Below are 22,357 nucleotides of genomic sequence, written 5' to 3' on the forward strand. Positions count from 1 at the left end.
ACGGTTAGGTAATCCCTATTGCTTCTGCAATAAAGCTGAGCCTGCGATTCCTGGATGCGTCATTTCGTATGGGTCCAGAATCAGATTGAGCTCTTCCTCGGATAGCACATTATACTTTAGGCACAATTCACGAACAGATTCTCCTGTCAAAATCGCCTCACGAGCAATACGAGAAACCACTTCGTAGCCCAAATGCGGGTTAACCGCAGTAATGATTCCGACACTCCGCTCCACATCCCGCTCTAGCTTCTCTTTATTGGCTTCAATACCAGCCAGACAGAAATCTGTGAAGACTTGGAAGGAGTTGTTCATGATGCTGATGGACTGAATGAGATTAAACACTAGAACTGGCTCCATAACATTCAGTTCCAGTTGACCCGCTTGGGAAGCCAGACAGATTGTATGGTCATTTCCTATCACTTGAAAAGCTACCTGATTGATGACCTCTGCCATAACCGGATTAACTTTACCTGGCATAATGGAGGAACCAGGCTGACGAGCAGGTAGTGAAATTTCATTAAACCCTGTCCGCGGGCCGGAGGCCATGAGTCGAAGATCATTAGCAATCTTGGACATGTTCATCATGCAGACTTTTAGGGCAGCAGACACTTCTGTGTATGCATCTGTATTTTGCGTAGCATCCACAAGATGATCTGCAGTAACTAACGGCAATCCACTTATTTCAGCCAAATGCTCTACAACCACTTCGATATATCGAGGGTCAGCATTTAATCCAGTTCCTACAGCCGTTGCCCCCATATTCACCTCATACAAATGATGACGTGTATGTTCAATACGTTTGATATCTCTCTCAAGTACTCTGCGATAAGCCTCGAACTCTTGGCCCAGACGAATCGGCACTGCATCTTGTAGATGTGTGCGTCCCATTTTTATAACCGGATCGAATTCCTTGGCTTTGTCTGCAAACACCTCATGCATTCTGCGCATCGTAACAAGCAGTTGTTCCAGAAGAGAAAGCGTCGCAATATGAATAGCCGTCGGGAATGCATCATTTGTTGACTGCGCCATATTCACATGAGAGTTGGGACTTAAATGACGATAGTCTCCTTTTTCATGACCAAGCAGCTCTAATGCTCGGTTTGCAATGACTTCATTGGCATTCATATTTAACGAGGTACCTGCACCACCCTGTATAGGGTCTACAATAAATTGTTCGTGCCATTGACCTTTGATGATCTCATCTGCTGCTTTCACAACAACTTCTCCAAGCCCACGATAGAGCCTGCCAATTTCCATATTTGCAAGCGCAGCGGCTTTCTTTACGATCCCCATCGCTTTGATTAATTCATTGTGCACTCTATAACCCGTAATTGGAAAATTCTCTACTGCGCGTAATGTCTGAATCCCATAGTATGCGTTCTTATCTACTTGTTTGCTGCCTAGAAAATCATTTTCTACACGAAATTCAGTTCCTGTCACAGTAAATCCCTCGCATTCTTTGAGTTAGGTTTGAACGGATTTAAGAAAGCGCATTCATTCATATGTCTCACTTAGATATTAACCTTTATTGTGATAAATGTCTCTCATAAAATTAGAGATTAATGTAATTAATTTCAAATAAGATTACGAAAGCCTTGCCCTTAAAGGAAAGCTGGTTTTTATTAGGAGTAAATTTCCAAATGAAGCTATAGCCTAGTATGCGCATTTATAATATAAAAAAGCCGACCTTAAGGTCGACTCCATCCAAACTTAACTTACAACTATGTTGAGTTCTTATTAAACCGTATAGTTCTCCAAAGAGATCTTCACACCATTCAGCAAAGCTCGCGGTTGCTCTGACTCGCTCTTCATACTCAAATGCAATCTATTGCCATTACTGGTCGTATAATGAGCCGCCAATCCGTCTTCCATCTCAAACTTAGGTTCATTATGGGCCATAGCTATTACAAATGCATCCAGTCCGATGATGCCACGCTCAGCAGACTCCTTAACACCGATCGCCTCAACGATCACCCCACCCGGCATCCCTTGAACGGTTACCTCAATGTATCCCGGACGTTCCTGTAGTTGGTACGATTGAGATAAATAAATTGCGAAATAGACTTCCCCAACCTGACCGAACAAGGCGTTCGGATCTTGCATCCACTCCCCATGAGGAAGAACACCGATGATCGTATTCTTTTCCCCCTGAGGAATGGGAAATAAAGAAATAACTACATTCTTGTGATAGAGGACCTCCATATAACGGCTCTGATGGCGTGGATCTCCCTCATTGTAGCCTTGACCTGGATGGAAGAAATATAGCTGGTTGGACCCTCCTTCTCCATTCACAGGCAGAGAGAAAGCCCAACGGAGCTGTTCATTATCAAATTCCTCTACCCGTTCCCACATTCCGCCTGCTGCAAAAACCTCAGTAATATAGGCATAAGAATGAAGTAACGGTTGAGCGTTCGGATCTGCTGGGACTACCTTCTGTGTAATCTTGGTGGTTTCCACTGGCGTCTGGCGATTCATCGCTGCTGTTAAAGCCTCATCTGGTGCTTTATAGAATAGGAGTCCAGCGTATTCCGTGCGTGGCATTGCCTCAGAAAGCTTGAAGTCCCCGAACTGAACATAGTCATGAAGCACATTAGCATCCCCTGGTACATCATGTGGCCAACCTCTAGAATGTGCACCCACCCAAGCTCCACGTAAATAAAACTCTGCTCTTACCTTCCAAAGATGATCAAGCATGTCTTTAAGAGTAGTTATTAAATCCGTATCCTCTGTTGGAACAAGCTCCAAAGCGCAGGTAAACGCTTGTATCCAATGCCAGAACCACGGGAGACTGCCGTATTCTGGCATACCCTTAGAGCGGATGTATGTCAATGTGTCCTTCAAACTTTGCCGACCATCCTCAACGAGCACATCATCTGCAAACATAGTACCAAAAATCAGCTTTGCTGCTGTATATTTCGCTTCATGATGTCCAAAAGTGATTACCGGCTTACGGTAGAAATCACTCCGATAAATGTGTCCAAATGCTGTATTCAGGACAATGCGAAGTTGAGCGTTTAGTGCTCCACTATATCTTTTGCAAAAGTAGGCCATCAGACTGCCCATAATTTCCACAGGCAATTCATGCGGCGATGCCTCACGTGGAACCGGATTCAATCCAAGCGGCCAGTGCCCGTATAGCTCCGTGCCAGGTTGACGATTCTGTAGCATTAATGTCTCTAGCAGCACATCCTGTGCCTTCTGTTTCGCTTCTTCCCGGTCAAAAGGCAACGACAAAGAATCATCTACTGCAGCTGCAAAAAGATATGAGGCATAATAAAAGTTATTTCGCACATCATCGTGGAACCAGAGTCCACTCTCAAGCAGTGGCCGTCTCTGCGCTTCCAGCGCTATACTTATAATGATTTCTTGTTGACGGTCCTGATAAGTACTCTGAATACCATTCGACTCCAGCATTCAAGTTCAACCTCCCACATCTCAATTTTCAATAGTATGATAACAATCCTATAAATGAGAACTAAGCATTTTAGATCTATTGTGCACACTTTCCGTTCATTTGGCAATTATTAAAAAAGTAAAAATAAACTTAAATGAACCAATATTTAAAAATAAACGCTTGTAATATGAACATGAATGGAGTAAATTGTACCTATACGAACGAAAATATGCTTGTGAAGGAGATTGAATATTCCATGGAAAGACGTTTTGCATCCCATCCTAATGAAGTTAAGCAGTTTGACACTGATCGCCTCCGTAAGGAATTCCACATTCCTGTCATTTTTGCACCAGATGAGCTGAAGCTTGTACTTACCCATGAGGATCGTATGATCGTTGGCGGTGCTAATCCTGTTAAGGAAGAAGTTGCACTTACAACTGACCTTAAAGAACTTGGGGTTACTTACTTCTTGGAACGCCGTGAGATGGGGATCATCAATGTTGGCGGTAAAGGTTCGGTTATTGTCGATGGTACAGAATATGAAGTAGATTTCAAGGAATGTCTGTATGTCGGTCAAGGTTCTAAAGACGTTATCTTCAAAAGTGCAGACGCTTCCAAGCCAGCTAAATTCTATTTGAATTCTGCACCTGCTCACCAGTCCTATCCAACTACCAAAACCACTCTGGCTGAATCCGAATCTGGTGCGATGGGCGGTTTGGAGAACTCCAATGAGCGTACCATTCACCGGTTTATTCATACAAATGGCGTGCAAAGTGCTCAGCTAGTTATGGGTATGACTCAACTGAAGCCAGGTAGCATGTGGAATACGATGCCAGCACATACACATCCACGCCGGATGGAAGCTTATTTCTATTTCGATCTACCAGACGATTCCGTTGTGTTCCACTTGATGGGAGAGCCTAATGAAACTCGCCATATCGTAATGCAAAACGAACAAGCGGTTATTTCTCCAAGCTGGTCCATCCACAGTGGTGTTGGTACTCATAACTATACTTTTATCTGGAGTATGGCTGGCGATAATAAAAGATATGATGATATGGACCCCGTATCCATGAAAGAACTACAATAGAGACAAGCTAAAACGCCTTCGGCGTCCTTTTAAGGACGATAAGCGTTTGTGCGAGAATTATAAGGAAGAGTCTAGCGTGAAACTTAAACTTTCTTATAATTTTAATCAATTACGGAAAGCTGAGGCAAGCGGATGAACCCGATACGACGACATGAGATGATTATGGAAGTTATGCTGAACCAAAAAGATGTAACGGTGAATGAACTGAGCGATAAGCTACAGGTTACGGGAAAAACAATTCGTGAGGATTTAAGCAAGCTGGAGGAGCAAGGACTGATCGTGCGTGTACATGGCGGAGCTGTGCTGGCACAAAGCGACCAGTTTGGTATTTTGCCCTCTAAGGATCCACTGGATAAGTATTCCGACGAAAAAACGGAGATCGCCTTGCGCGCGCTTGCTCATATTGAACAGGACGATATTATAGCTCTTGACGGCGGGAGCACAACGCTTGAAATTGCCCGACGCCTGGACAATATGCCGCTAACGGTAGTCACCAATGATGTATACATCATCAGCGAACTGGTTCCCAAAGATCATATTCGTCTCGTCGTTCCCGGGGGTTACCGTGTCCGCAATATGTTGGCCGGCCCTGAAGCCGTCTCCTATGTGCAACAACTTAATATTCAAAAAGCATTTCTGTCCTCGACAGCTGTTCATATCGAACATGGACTTTCTATTTATACAGGAGATTTAATTGAGTTTAAGCAAGCCCTTGTGTCTACTGCCCGTAAAGTGTTCGCGGTTGTGGATCATCATAAATTCGGCCAAACTGCGCTGCGTACATTCGCTTCTCTGCAGGAAGTTGACGTTATCTTGACAGATAAAGGACTCTCTCCCGAAACAGCAGAACAGTTCCGCAGCGCCGGCATTGCCATTGAATGTGAGTAATAACGGAATCAAATCCATTTAAATCAAAGGGGCGTAATTTATAATGTCATCATCATTATTCAGCTTGGCAGGTAAAACAGCACTCGTAACCGGTGCAGCTCAAGGTCTTGGACAAGGCATTGCCCTTGCCTTCGCAGAAGCAGGTGCGGATATTGCATCCGTATCTCTTAATACAAGTCAAGAAACCGTAAACGCTGCAAAAGCTTTTGGTGTAAAAGCGGTTAGCATCGAATCTGACCTGAGTGATCATAGCAACCTGCAAAACACATTTGACCAAGCCCTTGAACTGACTGGTCATGTTGACATTCTCGTAAACTGTGCAGGAATGATCCGCCGTACTCCGGCAAAAGACCATAGTGAAAAAGACTGGTTCGATGTTATTAACCTGAACTTGAACACAGTGTTCCTTCTGTCTCAGATCGCTGGCCGCCACTTCCTGGAAAGAGGATCCGGCAAAATCATTAACATCGCCTCTATGCTCTCCTATCAAGGCGGAATCAATGTCCCTGGCTACACCGCGAGTAAGCACGGGGTTGCAGGTCTTACTAAAGCTTTTGCCAATGAATGGGCAGGCTCCGGTCTGAACATCAATGCGATTGCACCAGGCTACATGGCGACTGAAAATACAGCTCCGATCCGTGCCGACCAAAGTCGTTCGGACGCGATCTTAGATCGTATTCCAGCTGCACGTTGGGGAACACCTGATGATCTTAAAGGCCCTGCCGTATTCTTAGCTTCCGCAGCTTCCGACTATTTGAATGGTCATATTCTTAATGTTGACGGCGGATGGATGGCTAGATAAATAACCTAAAATATTTAACCCGCTGCCTGTGGCAGCGGGTTATTTTTACTTAAACAAACTTGTAATGGATTCCCCAGCAAATTTACTAGTAATCTTAAAATTTCCAGAGTGATACTTACTATTACTAGATCGATCGCTGAAATACAAGTATTCTGTGTCATAGAGTGTCATTCCAAAGCGCTGATCTTTATTTACATATATTCTTATCCAATAGGTCTCCGCAGGTCGTTCTGATGCAACACTTCTTTTTAATTTCACGTCAGAAAACTCATGTATGATCTTTTCAATTTCTTTCGGGTCATCCACTTTAATTTCTTGGTCATTAGAACTCTTAAGAACTCTAATGGAGGTGATTTGAGTAGCATCGATTCGATCCAGTACAAGATTTTGAAATGAATTATAACTGTGATATAAGGGAACTCCATAAAGAAGCAGATTTATTACTATAAGAAATAATAAAAATAATTTACTTTTTTTCATAATTATTAGTCTTCTATCTCCACAAATTCTCCCGGATGTGCCCGAATATACTCGCCAATCAACCTGTGGCTATCTTCGGCTATGTTCTTAAACCGTTCAAATAAACCACTCATCTCTCTCAACAACTCAGGGTCACGCTCAAGATCCGTGATGGCAGCATCAACCCACTGTACTCCAAGTCTATTGTTTCTTTCCTCAAGAAATGCCTTTGTTTCCTGAAGCAAAAGTTGCATTGGATCATCGCCAAAAAATCGTATGCCTCCCATCACCCCTGTCCAATACCCCGGCAGGTCTTGCATGTAAGAAATCCAAGCATAATACTCCCCTTGGGAATTACGGCTGTGATCATGCATCACTCTGAACATACAAAGTGCTTTCTGTCCATCTGTGAGCTTTGAGATCACTTCGGATTTGATCGATGGTGATTTTGCGCGAATTTGCTGAAAGGTAGGCTCCATACAGACCCATCCTAATCTTTCATCATTAAAACTGTCCAAATCCTTCTGCTTCATGGTTACTAAATTCATTTAACTCCTCCTTTGATTAACATCCAAAAATATACATTTCATTCTAGCTGTTGTCAATAAGAACCTCCCTAACATTTAGGGTAATTCGAACGTTTTTATGATAGGCTTTAGAAAGAAAAAATCATCACAAAGGAGCTTTTCTATGCATAATGAGATACTTACCATTTTTGATGAAGCAGGCAACCGAACAGGTACGGCTCCACGTGAAGAGGTACATCGGTTAGGACATTGGCATGAGACTTTCCACTGCTGGTTTATAAGCAAAGATCAGGAAATACCCTATATCTATTTACAACTTCGGAGTGAACAGAAACAAGATTATGCGGGACTACTGGACATCACGGCCGCCGGACATTTGCTAGCAAACGAAACTGTAGAAGATGGAACACGCGAGGTTCATGAAGAGCTGGGACTGGATTTATCCTTAAAAGACCTGATCCCGCTAGGGACAATTCCTTATAGTATGAAAAAAGAAAAACTTATCGATAATGAACGAGCGCATGTCTTTGTTTATAACAATCCCTATCGTCTAGAAGATTTTCAGCTACAAAAAGAAGAGGTCGCCGGCATTGTCAAAGCTAAGTTCTCTGATTTCCGCAGATTTTGGCAGGGAGAAATACATAGTCTACAAGTCAACGGTTTTCAAATCGATCCGCATGGACATAGAATTACCATTGAGCAGGATGTAGACAAGACCCATTTTGTACCCCATGAAGTGGGTTATTATACTCGTATTATCGAGGGTATCGAAGCTATATTTCTAAAATCACCAGTAGTAACGGAGGACAAATGATTATTAATCAACGAACATTTACCGTGAAAGGAATCCAATACACCATTAGATCTGCATTCACTACGGATGCTATGGCATTGTCCGAGTTACGAGTACAAATCGATGGCGAGACCGAGAATTTAGACAGAGAACCAGGTGAGGCTTTTATAGACGAAACAGGGTTTCAGCAGCTTATTCAATCAGATTCTGAGGAACCAAGAAATTTATTTCTAGTCGCAGTAGTTGAAGATCGAATCGTTGGGTTCTCTCGATGTGAAGGCAATCCTTTAAAAAGAATTGCTCATAAAGTTGAGTTTGGAGTATGTGTGCTGCAGGATTATTGGGGATATGGAATCGGAAACAATTTTCTAGCAGAATCGATTGCATGGGCTGACGCTAACGGTATCCAAAAAATCACTTTAAATGTCCTCGAAACGAACGACAAAGCTGTTAAACTTTATCAGAAGCTTGGCTTTGAGATCGAGGGAATATTAAAAAATGATAAGTGCCTTTCGGACGGAAGATTCTATAACACGATTATGATGGGACGATTTATGGATTGATATTAAAAGGCAGAACCTGAAATCCTCAGGTCCTGCCTTCTTTTTATACTAACGATTTACGCTTCAACATTGCGAGATCATTTACAGCTAGATTTAACACAGACGGAGCAGCAGTGCCTGAGCACAAATCCGTATAATCCGCTCCATCTAATTTAACCGCTTGCGGACTGCCGCTGTAGTTTTGTACAAAAATATAATCACTCTCTCCATCCGTACGAAGCTGCGCTGTCACACCAGTTGGAAGCTCACTATTAAGCGCACGAGTAATTCCCGCTTTTGCAGTGATTGCAGCATACAATTCAACGTAGAAAGAGGTGTCTTTTACACGAGTAGCGAGATGATACGCATTTCCTTCACCGAAACGATTTACCGTAAGCGCTGGACGGCCAGCATAGAAATCGCTGCGATAAGTGCCTAATGCTTCCGCACCTTCCAAGTGGATCAGCTCAGCAATTTCATGCGCATCATAATCTCCACTAAGATTAAGTGCATTGCTCGCCAGCATTACAACACCATTCAAATCACGGCTATGCAGACCTTCGGTCTCTTCTGCCCAAATGCCGAGCGTTCTGCGTAGTGGTCCAGGGAATCCACCCAAATGACATAAATCCGTTTCGTTAACGACACCAGACCAATAGGTTGCCAGGAAAGTTCCGCCCTGCTCCACAAACTTCTCGATGCGCTTTCCATTCTCTTCACTGATCAGATATAACATAGGTGCGATCACGAGCTTGTAAGCGGACAGATCATCTCCCGATCCGATCATATCAACTGGAATGCCTAGCTCCCAAAGAGCGCGATAATGCTGTAGTACAGTCTCCTCATAACGCAATCCGGAATTACGAATACCTTGCGCATCCTTGATCGCCCAGCGGTTGTCCCAATCGAAAATAATCGCTGTTTTTACTGGAGTTGATGTACCTACTACTTCTGTCATTCCCGCCAGCGTCTTACCTACTTCTGTTACATCTTTAAACACACGAGTCTCGGAGTGGCCGCTATGGTCAACAACTGCACCGTGGAACTTCTCACTAGAGCCCCGGCTTTTACGCCATTGGAAATATTGAACGGAATCCGAACCATGTGCTACCGCTTGAAGTGAAGAGAGCTTGTGCATGCCAGGACGCTTCAGCTTACTGACCGATTGCCAGTTCGTAAGAGACGGCGTGCTTTCCATGAGCAGAAACGGTTTCTTTTTAAAAGAACGCATTAAATCATAGTGCATCGCCGTCCATGCTGCCAGTCTAGCATCGTCACCGTCTTCAGTATAATGCCATTCTGGATAAGCGTCCCATGAGACAACATCCAGAATTTTGGCTAGTTCGCGATAATCAATGCCATCGATCATATGCATATTCGTAGTAATTGGCAATGCTGGATTGTAAGGGCGAACAGTATTAATCTCATGCTGGCAGAAATCAATCGTCCGTTCGCTGACAAACCGCCGCCAGTCGAGATTCAAGCCGTGTACTTGCGTCTCTCCATGTGGAGCCGGGGATTCAATCTGTGTCCATGAAGTGTAGGTATGACTCCAAAAAGTAGCCCACCAAGCATGATTCACCTCATCCAGACTGTTATTGTATTTGACCTTTAACCAATCTCTAAAAGCATTTTGACAAAGATCACAGTGACATTCGCCACCGAACTCATTCGAAATATGCCAACCGATAACCGCAGGATGCTGGCTATAACGTTCTGCTAGCTTCGCATTTAAAATCGCAGTCTTTTCCCGATACACAGGCGAGGTGAAGCAATGATTATGACGGAAGCCATGTAAATTGTGAACACGATTACGTTCCACTCTTAGAACTTCAGGGTACTTCTCAGACATCCAAGCAGGTCGTGCTCCACTAGGAGTTGCCAGGAAAGCATAAATCCCATTTTCTGCAAAAGAATCCAAAACACTATCGAGCCAATCGAAAGTGAACACACCTTCTTCAGGCTCTAGGGATACCCAAGAAAAAATCCCGACAGACATCACATTGCAATTCGCAAGCTTCATCAGACGAATATCCTCACGCAAAATTTCTGGGTACTTCAGCCATTGCTCAGGATTATAATCGGCACCGTGCAGCATCACTGGAGCTTTGCTGCTAATCGGGGTGTGTTTTTTAGTCATAATGTAAGATCATCCTCTCAATTCTGCCCATTTCCTGAATGGGACTATTCTCTGATGAGACGCTAGATGCTTAAACTATCAAATTCACGAATCATCATTTATACTATTTATAATATAAGAAAATTCATCCCGATCAGTAGGAATATACTCTCGAAGTGATAGTACAAAATGAATATGAGGTGAATCATCGTGCTTCCTTTTTCACTGATAGAACTACCGCGCGACGCTGAGACGCTTCCCTTGTATCCCTACTCTGTAGGTCGTCATATACAATTTCATCATGTGCGCCCTACAGGTTTTCCTGTTCATCAAATTTTTCTGATTCGTACCGGAACTGGGTTGTTTCGTGATCTGGAGACCGGTACTGAAACCATACTAGAACCTGGAATGGCTTTCGCTTTCCCACCGGATCGAGGACACGAATATTATCCTACCTCACATGAACCATGGCATGTGGGTTTCATCGGAATCGAAGGGAGTCAATCGCAAGGAATGCTGGAGGGGATCGGCCTTCTCCCTTCTCTCTCCTATCATCCTGCTCATTTTGAACAATGTTGGGAGGAAATCGGAAAGATCTGGCATACGGTGAACAATCAGACGGCTAGTCGTCAAGACGAGCAAGGGATGGAGGATCTATCTATAACCCTATATCGATTACTTCTGATGTTACGTCGTTCTGAATCCATACACTCCTCTGGCAGTCGTTTAGAACTTGAGTCTGTGCGTAATGAAGCGTTGGCTAAATCGGTTGAACTTATTAACGAACATTATACTGAGCCACTCCTTATCTCCAATCTAGCAGCTGCTGTGGGGTATTCCGTCCAGCATTTCCAGCGTCTATTCGTACAGGAATATGCCGTAACTCCACATAAATATCTACAGAATCTGCGACTAGAACGTGCGATACAGTTAATGACAGAGAATGCTGATATTCTCGTTCAGGATATTGCGATTCAACTGGGAATGGAGACGAATTATTTTATCCGAATCTTCCGAAATACTTATGGCTGTACACCTGGGGTGATGAAGCTTCGACTTTTAGAGGGTGAACAAAAAAGATAACGAAATCCAAAGGGATATCGTTATCTTTTCATTTAAATATGGGACTACATCTTGTTGCATCACACTTAGAATCAGTTATCTCTCTTGCATCCAGAAGAAGGGCCCCTCTCCTTTTATCAATATAGCAATTCCGGTAGAAGTTACCCCTTCAGCAACTCGTCCCTCACTTCGGTCAGCACGAATCCAAGTAGGTTCCTACCCCGCCATTTTACGGGATTCTCCGCATCTGGATTGGACTGGCTCATGCCTATTCCCCAAATGCGATCCTGTGGGCTAGCTTCGACGAGAATACGGTTTTTCGTTGACTTGAGGTACTCGCCAAGCTTCGAATTCTGCGAAAATTTGGCTATATTTCCTCTTTTGACAATGTTATAGCATTCTTTATCCCAAGTGTCATTTTCGAAGTTTCTTACTGCACGCCCGTAGGCTTTCATCTCCTTGGGATGCTTAGCTTTAAGGATCGCGTCCAACATTTCGTCATCTCCAAACAGTCTTGCTTTCTCGGACATCATAAACTGCTCGACACAGGAATACTCGATCCCCTCTACCACGAAAGGACTCATCCACCATTGGCTGAAGCAGCTTTTGTCGACGCCGTCGTGCTTTGGCGGTGTATGGCCCCAGAAGAACACAAACTTGAACGTTTTGCCCGCGATATAAGCTTTTCTTAACTGCTCGATATTGTATATCATTGATATTCCTCCATATTTCTCCGATATAAGCGGGAAGGACGGTGTCCCGCATTTTCAGTATAATGATCAGTCTCCGCTACGAGATCCGCTACTTTACGCCGGAATGCGGCTTTCAGCAGCTCTTTGTCTAAGATCACCTCATAAACCTGCTGTAGATCCGTCAAAGTGAAGAGATCCGGCATCAAGTTTAGCGCAATATCGGTGTAATTCACTTTTCCCCGCAGTCTCTCAATAGCGCAAGCGATAATCTTCGCATGATCAAAAGCCAATCCATCATTTGATACGATAGAGTGTGTGGTTGACGTAGAGGCCGACTTTGACATCATTGTCCGACCGACAACTGCCGTAAACTCTTCTTCATCGTTGCTTAGCTTGAGCTCGTATTCCTTCGTTTTCACATACCCATCCTCAATAATCTCTTTCCGCTCGCGCAGAAGTCGATAGGTTACCTTAAACCAGGCAGCATGGGCAGCGTCATCTCCTGCATTCAGCTGTACCTGATCACTGTTGATTAAGGCCATGTAGCTGCAGCTCATCACCCAGGTACGAGGGTCCCTTCCAACATCGCTGAAGGTATACAACTGCTCCAAATATACGTCATCCACGCCGGTTTCCTCACGCAGCTCCCTCACCGCCGCCTGCTCCGTCGTCTCGTCCGGCCGGACAAAGCCGCCTGGAAGTGCCCAATTGCCAAGGAACGGGTGACCTCCCCGCTGAATGAGCAGAATTCGCAGCTCTTTTTCCGGAAGCTTGCGGTAGCTGTCCGCCTCCGTGTTCGTAACGGTGAAAATGACCATGTCCGCAGCCACCGAAGGCCGCTCGAAATCCCCGGCATCGTACTGCTCTAAAAATTGACGTTCCGTAAGTCCATCGCGATCCAATATATTCATGTATCCTTGCCTCCTTTGTTCTTTATATTAGCCATTCAACTCTCCGAAATAGTTCCGGTAGGGCTCGAACTTTGCCAAGACCTCGCTTACTATGTGCATTCGTTCCTCCAGGTTTCCTCGCAACGTGATATAGGGAATCCGCCGCTCTTTCAAATCCGCAATGATTTGCTTATGAAAAATATGCCGCTTCTGATCCCCGCTACGGTCCCATGTATCCTCATAAGGAATATCATCGTCACACAGGAAAAACAGATCGTAGCGCTGCGCGTTTTCTAATGCGATCCGGGCTAAGCGCTCAGGAGCCCGACCGTGGTAATCCAAAGCAAACATATATGTGGTAATTGCATTGGTATCGACAAAGAGATATCGGTTAGCTTCCAGCAGCGCCTCCTCCTCACGTTCGATATGGCCCAAAGCGATCTCATCGAACGCTTCTAGGCAGATTCTGCGATCTACTTGATGCTCGGTCCAGTAATCACGCCCATATTCACTCGCAAAGGTTGTACGATACTGAACCGCCAGCGCTTCGGTGATTGTAGATTTGCCAGTCGACATCGCTCCCACAAAAACCACTTTCGTGATTAAATCCCTATACACGACATCACTAACAAATTCGCGGTATTTATAAGGGTCGGCACGTACCATCGTGGCCGAAATTGGCACCCGCTCACGGGCTTCATCCACCCGCCGGTCCGCTGCGCCCAAAGCAGCACTCATATGCTCGCCGTAAAACTCACTGGAGTAAAAATGCGTCACTTGCTCGCCCTTCAATAGCCCCAGAATATACTGCTCCTCTCGAATCTCATGCTCCGGATTGTTCGAATACCCGTCTGGACCGTCCCAAGCTTCGATTACCCGGACCGTCGGATAAAGCTTGCGGATCCAGTTCGCCCGAATATGAAGCGGAATCGGGGTCACCGTCGTTTCGTAGATTACCACAATCAATTCGTCGACCTCTTGCAACGCCGTTTCGATCATGAATTGATGTCCTTTATGCAAAGGAGCAAACTTCCCCAGCGTTAATCCAAGCGTCTTCATGCCGCCGACACCTCCTTAGCCCCTTTATTCCAATTGTAATAGCCGTATGCCGCGTTAACCAGATACGCACTCCACATGACGATCATCAGCACCCCTTCGCCACTGCCTTCCACCATCCGAATGACCCACAACAGCACCGTAAACATATTCAAAACAATATAGACCAGCCATTGTTCCTTAAATCTACTGACCATTAAAAAGGTAGCCACGATGGATAATACCGTCGTAATCGCATCGATATAAGGCGAGTTCTGCCCTGGGATGAACGATAGCCCGATTCCCAGTAGCAGGCAGCCTATTACGCAGACCGCTCCGACAAGGAACAGCCACTTAAGATCCATCTGTCGCATGGATAGATTGCCGTCTTGGCGGTTGTTTTTCCACATATAGAAGCCAACGACATTCATAGGAACAAAGAATAACAAATTCAACATGACCTCTCCAAACAAACCGTTGATGTAAGCCAAATACGCGTAACCGACGGTATTGTACATTCCGAAAACATAACTCATCAGGTTTCCTTTCGCCGCGAGCACCACACACAGCACCCCGGTGATAAAGACCGTAAAACCGAATAAGGAATCTTTAGAAATAAACGTAAACGCAACAGCAATAGAGGTAAACAAAACTAGCCAGACGATTTCAAACAGATTCCAGCCACCCCATGTTTTATCCACTTTCATCCCCTCGCTTTCATTAAATGCCCTAACCTTCACCTTCAGTTATCTGTTAGTAACATTTTGATATTAACATTTTGTTAATATCAAATATAGCAAAAAGGCGAGGGAGATGCAATTAAAAAGCGAAAATAATTTCCAACTTAAGTCTGGCCCAGTCCAGGGTCGGTATCCTCTTCCTTAGCATAAGCCTATTTCGAGAATCGGCAATCGGTACATATTCATAACAATGATTTCTGACAAGAATATATGCTGACAAAGGAAAAAACCCGCGATTTACGCGGGTAGGTGTTCGAACATGTACTTGTCATCGGGCTTCTTCTTCTATGCTAATGCGCTCGTATTATTGCCATAGACCCCACCGTATATAGCATAAGGCTAAGAATCTTATCGTTCACTTTGCCTCCTCGCCCTTCTGCATGCGGAAAACATGGGCGATCGGAGCCTGCCCGTTCAATTCGCAATCCGGAAGCGTGATCGAGATTCCTTCCGGTGTACGCTCAACCTGCAGTAAAGCGTCGCTTCCGACAAGCTCGATGCCTGAAACGGGCTCCTTATAAGGAATATGAACGACCTTGGCTACGGCTTCATTTGCGCTTTCATACAAGTAGGTACAGTATACGGTATTTCCTTTCGAGGTGAACGAGCAGGAACCGGCAAAATACGGTCCGCACACGCGTGTGCCGTATACCGCTTCACCGTAAACCTTCATCCATTCGCCCAACTCATTGATACTCTTAACCGCCCCAGCCGGCAATCGTCCGTCGGGCTGAGGGCCTACGTTAAGCGCCAAATTGCCACCTTTGGATACGACTTCCATCAGAATGCGAACGAGCTCTCTCCCCGATTTATACTGGTCATCGTATTTGAAAGCCCACTGTGTGCCGATCGTAATACAGCTTTCCCACGGTACGTTCAGCGGACGCTCCGGAATCGTTTGCTCCGGCGTCACGTAATTTTCGTAAGACCCTCCGACTGTACGATCCGCGGATAGCAGCCACGGCTGCGTTTGACGGGCGCGCTCGACAACCTCGCCCAATCGAATGTCCTGCTTTACCTGGTCACTATCTTTAACCCAGCCCGCATCCAGCCACAAAATATCAATCCGGCCGTAACGGCTCATCAGCTCCATGATTTGCTCATGGGTGAAATCGACGAATTGCTCCCACAGCCACGGGTATTCCCCGGGGGAGTACGAGGGCCCTCTCCACGTATTGCTGCCCCGTTCCATTCCTGGCGCCCAATAATACGGCGATTGCCAATCCGCCTTCGAGAAATATGCGGCGATCGCAAGCCCCTTGCTGCGGAAAGCGTCAAACACATGCTTGCAGACGTCGGCATAGCGATGTGCATGAAATGGCGTTTCAGAACCAGTAATTCGGTAATTCGTCGTATGTGTGTCCCACATGCAATATCCGTCGTGATGCTTTGTCGTAAAAATCAAATATTTAAACCCGCCTTCGGCAGCGATTTCCGCCCATAGCTCCGGCTGGAAGCGGATAGGATTGAACGTGCGGTTGAGTCCGAAATATTCGCGCTTCAGCTCTTCGTAGTCACTCGTCCATTCAACATCTTTACGCGCCCAATCACCGTCTTCGTCGCTGAGAATCCAGGACTCGACCTCGATCTGCGAATAAGGTCCCCAATGCATCATTAGGGCCAATTTCTGATCCTTGAACCATTCCAACCTTTCCAGCGTAATTGGATTTTCCGGCTTCACCCAATTCGTCTCACTGCTGTAACCGTGGACGCCTTCTATCAGTTCCGGTGCATCTGCTTGCTGAAGCTCCTTGATTTCCATATCGTTCATCGGGTTGCCTCCTTCGATTCTCCGCGTCACATCAGAGTAATTATTACTTGTAAACCCCCAATATAGAAATTGGGGGTTTACCCGGCTACTGTATAACTCTATTGAGCAAAGCTGCTGCTTCAGCACGGGAAGTGATCCCGCCCGGAACGAATTTGTTTGCTTCCCGCCCGTTAATTAAATGAAGTGCCGCTGCTGCTCTTACTGACTCAAGCGCCCAGGCTGCCACAGCGGATTCGTCGGTAAAGGAAGAAGCCGTCTTTCCGTTCAACTTGACGTCTTTCAAGATAACATACGCCCGCATCATCATAGTGACCATTTCTTCGCGTTTGATTTTAGCATCGGGATTGAATGACGTTGTGCTAATTCCTTTAACAATGCCTGCTTTGACCGCCATGGAAACAGCTCCCTCGTACCAGGCACCCTTCGATACATCCGAAAATTTCGATTCGCCCACTAATGTCAGGTTCAACGCTTTAACAAGCATCGCCGTAAATTCGGCCCGTGTTATAGAACGCTCTGGCTCGAACATTACCGCACTAGTGCCTTCAATAAGTTGTTTTCCCGCTAGCTGTTCGATCGCATCGGCCGCCCAGTGAGTGGATTTAACATCGGTAAATAATTTCTTGAATTCGAGCACCGCATATTTACTGAAATGGTAAATATCAGCCACCCATTCTCCGTTAATAATCGTGCCTCGCACATATTCCAGCGTACCGTTGTCTGCCAAATAGTAAATGCCAGTCAGTTTCGGATTTAAGGAAGGATCCGCTTTGAAACGAATCGTCATCGGTTTATCGAAGCTGTTCAAGCTTGTCACTTTACCATCTTTTCCGACAATCGATAAGCTAAAGTTGATCACATTGCCGGAAATTTTAATTTTGGCATGCGTGGAAGACTGCCGTATCGCTAGAAGGTTGTTAGCATCGGATTCGGATAAGAGAGTCATGATTAGCTCAATCGTACTGTTTCGTTTATCTTCTGCGGACAATTTATCCGTTAACTGTTTAAGTAATTCAGCGGGTACTTCCAACGTGAATAGACCCGTTTGAATGACCAATTGATGATGGCCGAGCAGTTCTGCTGCATTAGTAGGAAATACAATTTTCTCTTTATCCTTGGCTGCGATCGTCACAACACCATTAGTGGCTGGAGAAGTAAGATCTTCCGTTGTCACTACAAGTATATGAGCATCAGTATTTCCATCGACTGTACCACTTGTAGATGGGACACTACCGTTTCCACCACTCGCCGGAGGGTTACTGCTCTCACCACCTGTCTCCTCTTGCTTAAACGTAACATTGATCGTATGGTCAGCGGTTATGTTAGCAACCGTATACACGTTTTCGGTCACCGCCACAGCGGTACCGTCTAATAACACCTTGTCGACTTCGTATCCATTGTTCGGATGGAATGTAAAGGTTTGATCTTCACCCTTATTAACTACAACGGCGCCGTTCGGACTGATCGTTCCGTTGTCCCCCGCGCTCGCCGTAATCGTATTACTGTTCTCACCACCTGTCTCCTTTTGCTTAAACGTAACATTGATCGTATGATCGGCAGTTATGTTAGCAACCGTATACACGTTTTCGGTCACCGTCACAGCGGTACCGTCTAACAGCACCTTGTCGACTTCGTATCCATTGTTCGGATGGAATGTAAAGGTTTGATCTTCACCCTTATTGACTACAACGGCGCCGTTCGGACTGATCGTTCCGTTTTCCCCCGCGCTCGCAGTGATCGTGTTACTGTTCTCGCCAATTTCTCCGTTATCCGCGAGATTATAGAGCTCAAGCTCATACATAGCGTACATACCCCATGTCATATAGTTCGCATCGTTGATCTTTATTCTGAGCTTTAGCGCATCTCGTACTTCAGGAATATTGGCAAAGGTATGCTCCATAACGCCGTCGTCTTCGTTGCTATTCCATTGGATCGGAACCCCACTTGCTATGGTTTCAAAGTTTATTCCGTCTGTAGAAGCCTGAACATCGATATTGGAAATACCCTGAATTAATCCAGATGTCGTAGCCATGACGATGGTGTTAAAGGATTTCGGTTGTTCCCAAGTAAGATTAATCTCATGCGGAAACGGATGTTCGTTTTTGTAGCCTCGCGAACTCGCGAACATGGTATAAATAATACCGTCAACCATTTTTTTGGCACTATAGTCCTCGCCTTCACGTTCTGCCGTTGCTGTAATCTCAGAATAGCTTCTGGCAATATTGGTGCCTAGCCCATCCTCAATTCCTTTGAGAAAATTCAACGTGTAGAGCTTTGTAGTTGTCCCGTCGCTTGCAGTGGACCTAATATGAATTACGCTTTTTCCGAATGGAATGTCAAAAGTCTGCACTGTGTTATTGGCGACATTCTTTCCGTTGACCTGCAAACTACCCGCTCCGTCCGAAAGTGTTGGCGTAATCTCGATGGAGTTTAGATCATTCGGGATCATTACTGAGTAGGTCATCGTACTATTGTCAAATGTAAAAGTAGGAACATTAGGGATTGTTAAATTACTAAGCGTTCCGTCTGCTGTAGGGTGAATCTCTCCGTTGTCTGGAAGGTTATAAAGCTCAAGCTCATATAGCGCGTATATGCCCCAATACGTATTGTTAGCGTCATTCACCCGTATCCTTAGCTTCAGCGCGTCATTAACTGTAGGGATATTCGCATATGTGTATTCCATCTTGTTGTCGTCTGTGCTGCTAAACCATTGAATTGGAACCCTCTTTGCAATGGTGGTCCAATTCGTTCCATCTGAAGTAGCCTCAACATCTATATCCGTTATCCCCTGTAATAATCCTGATGGCGTGGCCATGACAATTGTATTAAAGGTCATCTGTTGATTCCAAGTAAGATTGATCTCATGTGGGAATGGTACAATGCTCGTATACCCGCTTATACTAGCAAACATGGAACCGTAACTTCCATCAACCATATTTGAAACACCATAGCCGCTACTATCTACCCTGGCAGCTGTTGCTGTAATAGCTGAATAACTTCTCGCAATATTAGTGGTCGGTTGATTTACATTCCCTTTGAGAAAGTTCAACGTATAGAGTCTCGTGGTTTCCCCATCACTTGCGGTAGATCGAATAAGGATCTTACTTTTGCCTGTAGGGATGTTGAATGTAAGCCTCTCACCGCTGCGGTAAGGTAACCCGTTGATTTCCAGGGTGCCATTTGCATCCGTAAGTGTTGGCGTAATCGTGATCACATCTACATCGCTCGGAATAATGGCCTGGTAATTGATATTGTTTTTATTAAAAATAACCGACGACATGTTAGTCATTTCCAAACTTTGCAGCGTTCCGTCATAGAGCTCCTGTCCTTCATACATGCTTACTCTGAAGCCGTCAACGAATAGGTTTTTGTTCTCCAGATTCACTACCTTGATCGTATGCTTGCCTGATGACAAGTTATGATTGCTGTATACCGATATCGAATCGAGTTGAACTTTCTCATATAGGTCTATAATCTCTGGAGCGGAATCGTCGATGGATACAGCAATTTTACCGGAGCCTTCATTTTTCTCCGCGATAAGATCGATGCCAGCCCCTGTAAAAGTATAGGTCAATTCATCATCCGCTTTTAACGTGCCTTGAACACCGCCCATATAAGCGTATTTCCGGCTTTTTGCAAACCATTCACCATCAAAAGTGATCTCATCGGTCGCGTTATCGGTCATGTAAGTCATAGGTACATCCTGCCCATCGTAGGGACTAGTTGGCACAGGAATTTCACCCAATGTTTCTCCGGCCGCCGCTTTAACCAGATAATCATGAAGCTTGCTGATATATTCATTATCCAGGGTATATTTTCTCGGATCAGATGGGTTAACAGCGCTATCTACTATACGTTTTGCAAGCCCAGGATTGGTTTGCTTGAGTTGGTGCATCAATTCGTATTCCTCAAGTCCGTCTCTTTGGGCCTCGTAACGCAGTGAGCTCTTAACCGTCATATGTTCCTTGTCTGGATATACGATCGTAGAATCTCCATAATGAGGGACATACCATACGTTCCATCCCCAATGTAAGTGTCCTTGTACACCTTCTTGACTAAGATTCCAGAATAACAGTCTGCCAGTCAATATGGGCTGCGTCCAGAATCTGTTCAACCACGGAGCCGGATTCGCATCGCAAGTATACACCCATAAGTCTTTGCCTGCCGCCTGCTCCGCTTTATAGAGACTTTTCTTGTCCTCGAAAACTGGGGTTAACGGGACCCACACATCCACATAAGGTTTGATGGTATCGTTCATTAGAGTACCGGCGGCATCAGCATCCAAAGTCTTGAAATCCGGAACGACCTCTTTTATTTTTCTAGCGATATAGGTCATATAGTTTGTAATGCTCGAACCGTTAGGTTCGTCCTTAGTATGCTGATACCAAGTGAAGCCATTAAGCCAACCTTTTTCCTCTAAATGATCGTGCAATGCTGTCAAGTAGTTCGTAAGATAAGCGTCTGTAACAGGTAGTGAATCGAATTCAGGTACCGACGTTTTCCACGGATCTTGTGGATTATTATTGTTTGGTCTCTCACTTTGTGGCATTTGTTCTAACGCATGGATCAAGTGTATGTTCGCAAAATGAGTAATTCCTCTATCCATAAAGGTTTGAACATATCGATCGAACAAAGACCAGTCGATATTCTCCGGTATCCCGGCTTTAAAAGACACCATTTTTGTACCCTTTTCATTTAATAATAAGTCTGTACGAACCCAAATCATGTTCTGGCGATAGTCCGTCATGGTCTTGGCGAAATTATCCATAAGCTCAAACCACTCATCGCTATACGTCTCCACTCCATAATAGTTCTCGCCAACGTCATAACTAGACTGAGTTAAAGGATCATCTACAATCTCAGGTGGATTACCTCCAATCATAAAACCATTCGTCATCGACCATTGATAATTAACGAAATTAGCCTCAGAGGTTGGAGGGATTGCAGCGTTAGCAACTTCAACGTTAATAGGTACTTGATAATCGCCCAAAGTTGATTTCACCGTAACTATACCGAAATAGAGGCCAGGAACAGCATCGGCAGGGACATAATTCGTTATTAAGATGGGCTGAGTTGAATTTGCTGCTACATTTATAGAGGTATCATTCGAAAGCGGGTCGGGAATTTCGGATAAGGGGTAGATTTGCGTGCCTACCAAATCCGGTCGATATTGATTGGGTTGCACGGTATCCTCAAGCATGTATTCTTCAAAATGATAGCTTAAGTTGCTGTTTGAGATCATATTTCCAGGAGATACAAGATCGGAAAATTCAATTCCTGTAATCTTAAAATCGCTTGTGCCTCTTACAGCAATTTTCTCACTTTCGTATTCGTTCTTGGCTGAAACAAGATCAATGCTGTTGTCATGATTTGCGGGAATCGTGCTGGTCCTATATACAGCTTTCAATGCATTTTCCACCCACACGTCCAGGTTGTTACTGTCAGCATGGACACTAGGCGCATTGCCCTGGAAAAATGTACTTACTAGAATCATGAAACAGATCATTGTATACATTGTCCGTTTGAACATAGATCAACCATCCTTTCATATTC

The 22,357-nt window shown here is 44.8% G+C and carries 17 protein-coding genes; 6 read left to right on the forward strand and 11 right to left on the reverse strand.

Going from position 1 to position 22,357, the window contains the following annotated elements; all coding sequences use genetic code 11:
• Positions 1 to 15: 15 nt before the first annotated feature.
• Together aspA and ACWNM1_RS18675 are read right to left on the reverse strand one after the other, a co-directional pair.
• Positions 16 to 1,440, reverse strand: coding sequence for an aspartate ammonia-lyase (aspA, locus tag ACWNM1_RS18670; RefSeq protein ID WP_379423841.1), 1,425 nt, complete (start codon positions 1,438 to 1,440; stop codon positions 16 to 18).
• 297 nt (positions 1,441 to 1,737) lie between these two features.
• Positions 1,738 to 3,414 carry a hypothetical protein gene (locus ACWNM1_RS18675; RefSeq protein ID WP_449602160.1) on the reverse strand — a complete coding sequence of 559 codons (1,677 nt, stop codon included), beginning with the start codon at positions 3,412 to 3,414 and terminating at the stop codon, positions 1,738 to 1,740.
• A gap of 236 nt (positions 3,415 to 3,650) precedes the next feature.
• Here ACWNM1_RS18675 and kduI point away from each other — a divergent pair, with 236 nt between their 5' ends.
• The 3 genes from kduI (at position 3,651) to kduD (ending at position 6,174) form a co-directional block, all read left to right on the forward strand.
• Entirely contained in the window at positions 3,651 to 4,484 is an 834-nt protein-coding gene (gene kduI, locus ACWNM1_RS18680) for a 5-dehydro-4-deoxy-D-glucuronate isomerase (RefSeq protein WP_449602161.1), read from the forward strand.
• Between the two features lie 132 nt (positions 4,485 to 4,616).
• The gene (locus ACWNM1_RS18685) at positions 4,617 to 5,372 is read left to right on the forward strand and encodes a DeoR/GlpR family DNA-binding transcription regulator (protein WP_076286209.1); all 756 of its coding nucleotides are present in this window, start codon (positions 4,617 to 4,619) and stop codon (positions 5,370 to 5,372) included.
• Between the two features lie 43 nt (positions 5,373 to 5,415).
• A complete protein-coding gene (gene kduD / locus ACWNM1_RS18690) occupies positions 5,416 to 6,174 on the forward strand; it encodes a 2-dehydro-3-deoxy-D-gluconate 5-dehydrogenase KduD (protein ID WP_042189303.1) in 759 nt (252 codons plus the stop codon).
• A 45-nt stretch (positions 6,175 to 6,219) separates the two neighbouring features.
• On the opposite strand, the gene ACWNM1_RS18695 is transcribed toward kduD, so the two are convergent.
• Both ACWNM1_RS18695 and ACWNM1_RS18700 read right to left on the reverse strand, forming a co-directional pair.
• Positions 6,220 to 6,654 (reverse strand): DUF5301 domain-containing protein, encoded by a 435-nt coding sequence (locus tag ACWNM1_RS18695; RefSeq protein WP_449602162.1) that lies wholly within the window; start codon positions 6,652 to 6,654, stop codon positions 6,220 to 6,222.
• 5 nt (positions 6,655 to 6,659) lie between these two features.
• Positions 6,660 to 7,181: a hypothetical protein gene (locus ACWNM1_RS18700; protein WP_449602163.1), complete on the reverse strand. Its 522-nt coding sequence runs from the start codon at positions 7,179 to 7,181 to the stop codon at positions 6,660 to 6,662.
• 142 nt (positions 7,182 to 7,323) lie between these two features.
• Between ACWNM1_RS18700 and ACWNM1_RS18705 the strand changes: the two genes are divergently transcribed.
• Both ACWNM1_RS18705 and ACWNM1_RS18710 read left to right on the forward strand, forming a co-directional pair.
• Positions 7,324 to 7,974, forward strand: coding sequence for an NUDIX hydrolase (locus ACWNM1_RS18705; RefSeq protein ID WP_341145682.1), 651 nt, complete (start codon positions 7,324 to 7,326; stop codon positions 7,972 to 7,974).
• On the forward strand, positions 7,971 to 8,516 hold the full coding sequence (locus tag ACWNM1_RS18710) for an N-acetyltransferase family protein (RefSeq protein WP_449602164.1): 546 nt from the start codon (positions 7,971 to 7,973) through the stop codon (positions 8,514 to 8,516). The genes ACWNM1_RS18705 and ACWNM1_RS18710 overlap by 4 nt, the downstream gene beginning before the upstream one ends.
• A 43-nt stretch (positions 8,517 to 8,559) precedes the next feature.
• On the opposite strand, the gene ACWNM1_RS18715 is transcribed toward ACWNM1_RS18710, so the two are convergent.
• Positions 8,560 to 10,635, reverse strand: a complete 2,076-nt coding sequence (locus ACWNM1_RS18715; protein ID WP_449602165.1) for a beta-galactosidase — start codon at positions 10,633 to 10,635, stop codon at positions 8,560 to 8,562.
• A 189-nt stretch (positions 10,636 to 10,824) separates the two neighbouring features.
• Between ACWNM1_RS18715 and ACWNM1_RS18720 the strand changes: the two genes are divergently transcribed.
• A complete protein-coding gene (locus ACWNM1_RS18720) occupies positions 10,825 to 11,697 on the forward strand; it encodes an AraC family transcriptional regulator (protein WP_449602166.1) in 873 nt (290 codons plus the stop codon).
• A 140-nt stretch (positions 11,698 to 11,837) separates the two neighbouring features.
• On the opposite strand, the gene ACWNM1_RS18725 is transcribed toward ACWNM1_RS18720, so the two are convergent.
• The 6 genes from ACWNM1_RS18725 to ACWNM1_RS18750 all read right to left on the reverse strand — a co-directional run bounded on the left by ACWNM1_RS18725 (position 11,838) and on the right by ACWNM1_RS18750 (position 22,334).
• Positions 11,838 to 12,389 (reverse strand): NADAR family protein, encoded by a 552-nt coding sequence (locus tag ACWNM1_RS18725; protein WP_449602167.1) that lies wholly within the window; start codon positions 12,387 to 12,389, stop codon positions 11,838 to 11,840.
• Positions 12,386 to 13,279, reverse strand: a complete 894-nt coding sequence (locus ACWNM1_RS18730; protein WP_449602168.1) for an NUDIX hydrolase — start codon at positions 13,277 to 13,279, stop codon at positions 12,386 to 12,388. Before ACWNM1_RS18730 ends, ACWNM1_RS18725 begins: the two co-directional genes overlap by 4 nt.
• 27 nt (positions 13,280 to 13,306) lie before the next feature.
• Positions 13,307 to 14,317 (reverse strand): AAA family ATPase, encoded by a 1,011-nt coding sequence (locus ACWNM1_RS18735; RefSeq protein WP_449602169.1) that lies wholly within the window; start codon positions 14,315 to 14,317, stop codon positions 13,307 to 13,309.
• Complete coding sequence (gene pnuC / locus ACWNM1_RS18740; protein ID WP_449602170.1) at positions 14,314 to 14,994, reverse strand: nicotinamide riboside transporter PnuC; 681 nt, start codon at positions 14,992 to 14,994, stop codon at positions 14,314 to 14,316. The genes ACWNM1_RS18735 and pnuC overlap by 4 nt, the downstream gene beginning before the upstream one ends.
• A 394-nt stretch (positions 14,995 to 15,388) precedes the next feature.
• Complete coding sequence (locus tag ACWNM1_RS18745) at positions 15,389 to 16,804, reverse strand: alpha-L-fucosidase (protein WP_449602189.1); 1,416 nt, start codon at positions 16,802 to 16,804, stop codon at positions 15,389 to 15,391.
• 85 nt (positions 16,805 to 16,889) lie between these two features.
• Positions 16,890 to 22,334, reverse strand: coding sequence for a glycoside hydrolase domain-containing protein (locus ACWNM1_RS18750; RefSeq protein ID WP_449602171.1), 5,445 nt, complete (start codon positions 22,332 to 22,334; stop codon positions 16,890 to 16,892).
• Between the last annotated feature and the right edge of the window lie 23 nt (positions 22,335 to 22,357).

The sequence above is a fragment of the Paenibacillus sp. Marseille-Q9583 genome, from assembly GCF_976954365.1.

What these genes read in the sequence shown, in the direction of transcription:
- ACWNM1_RS18745 (WP_449602189.1), bottom strand. Translation starts at nt 16,804, where the DNA reads ATGAACGATATGGAAATCAAGGAGCTTCAGCAAGCAGATGCACCGGAA.
- kduI (WP_449602161.1), top strand. Translation starts at nt 3,651, where the DNA reads ATGGAAAGACGTTTTGCATCCCATCCTAATGAAGTTAAGCAGTTTGAC.
- ACWNM1_RS18685 (WP_076286209.1), top strand. Translation starts at nt 4,617, where the DNA reads ATGAACCCGATACGACGACATGAGATGATTATGGAAGTTATGCTGAAC.
- ACWNM1_RS18715 (WP_449602165.1), bottom strand. Translation starts at nt 10,635, where the DNA reads ATGACTAAAAAACACACCCCGATTAGCAGCAAAGCTCCAGTGATGCTG.
- ACWNM1_RS18735 (WP_449602169.1), bottom strand. Translation starts at nt 14,317, where the DNA reads ATGAAGACGCTTGGATTAACGCTGGGGAAGTTTGCTCCTTTGCATAAA.
- ACWNM1_RS18750 (WP_449602171.1), bottom strand. Translation starts at nt 22,334, where the DNA reads ATGTTCAAACGGACAATGTATACAATGATCTGTTTCATGATTCTAGTA.
- ACWNM1_RS18725 (WP_449602167.1), bottom strand. Translation starts at nt 12,389, where the DNA reads ATGATATACAATATCGAGCAGTTAAGAAAAGCTTATATCGCGGGCAAA.
- ACWNM1_RS18730 (WP_449602168.1), bottom strand. Translation starts at nt 13,279, where the DNA reads ATGAATATATTGGATCGCGATGGACTTACGGAACGTCAATTTTTAGAG.
- ACWNM1_RS18705 (WP_341145682.1), top strand. Translation starts at nt 7,324, where the DNA reads ATGCATAATGAGATACTTACCATTTTTGATGAAGCAGGCAACCGAACA.
- ACWNM1_RS18675 (WP_449602160.1), bottom strand. Translation starts at nt 3,414, where the DNA reads ATGCTGGAGTCGAATGGTATTCAGAGTACTTATCAGGACCGTCAACAA.
- ACWNM1_RS18695 (WP_449602162.1), bottom strand. Translation starts at nt 6,654, where the DNA reads ATGAAAAAAAGTAAATTATTTTTATTATTTCTTATAGTAATAAATCTG.
- kduD (WP_042189303.1), top strand. Translation starts at nt 5,416, where the DNA reads ATGTCATCATCATTATTCAGCTTGGCAGGTAAAACAGCACTCGTAACC.
- ACWNM1_RS18700 (WP_449602163.1), bottom strand. Translation starts at nt 7,181, where the DNA reads ATGAATTTAGTAACCATGAAGCAGAAGGATTTGGACAGTTTTAATGAT.
- ACWNM1_RS18710 (WP_449602164.1), top strand. Translation starts at nt 7,971, where the DNA reads ATGATTATTAATCAACGAACATTTACCGTGAAAGGAATCCAATACACC.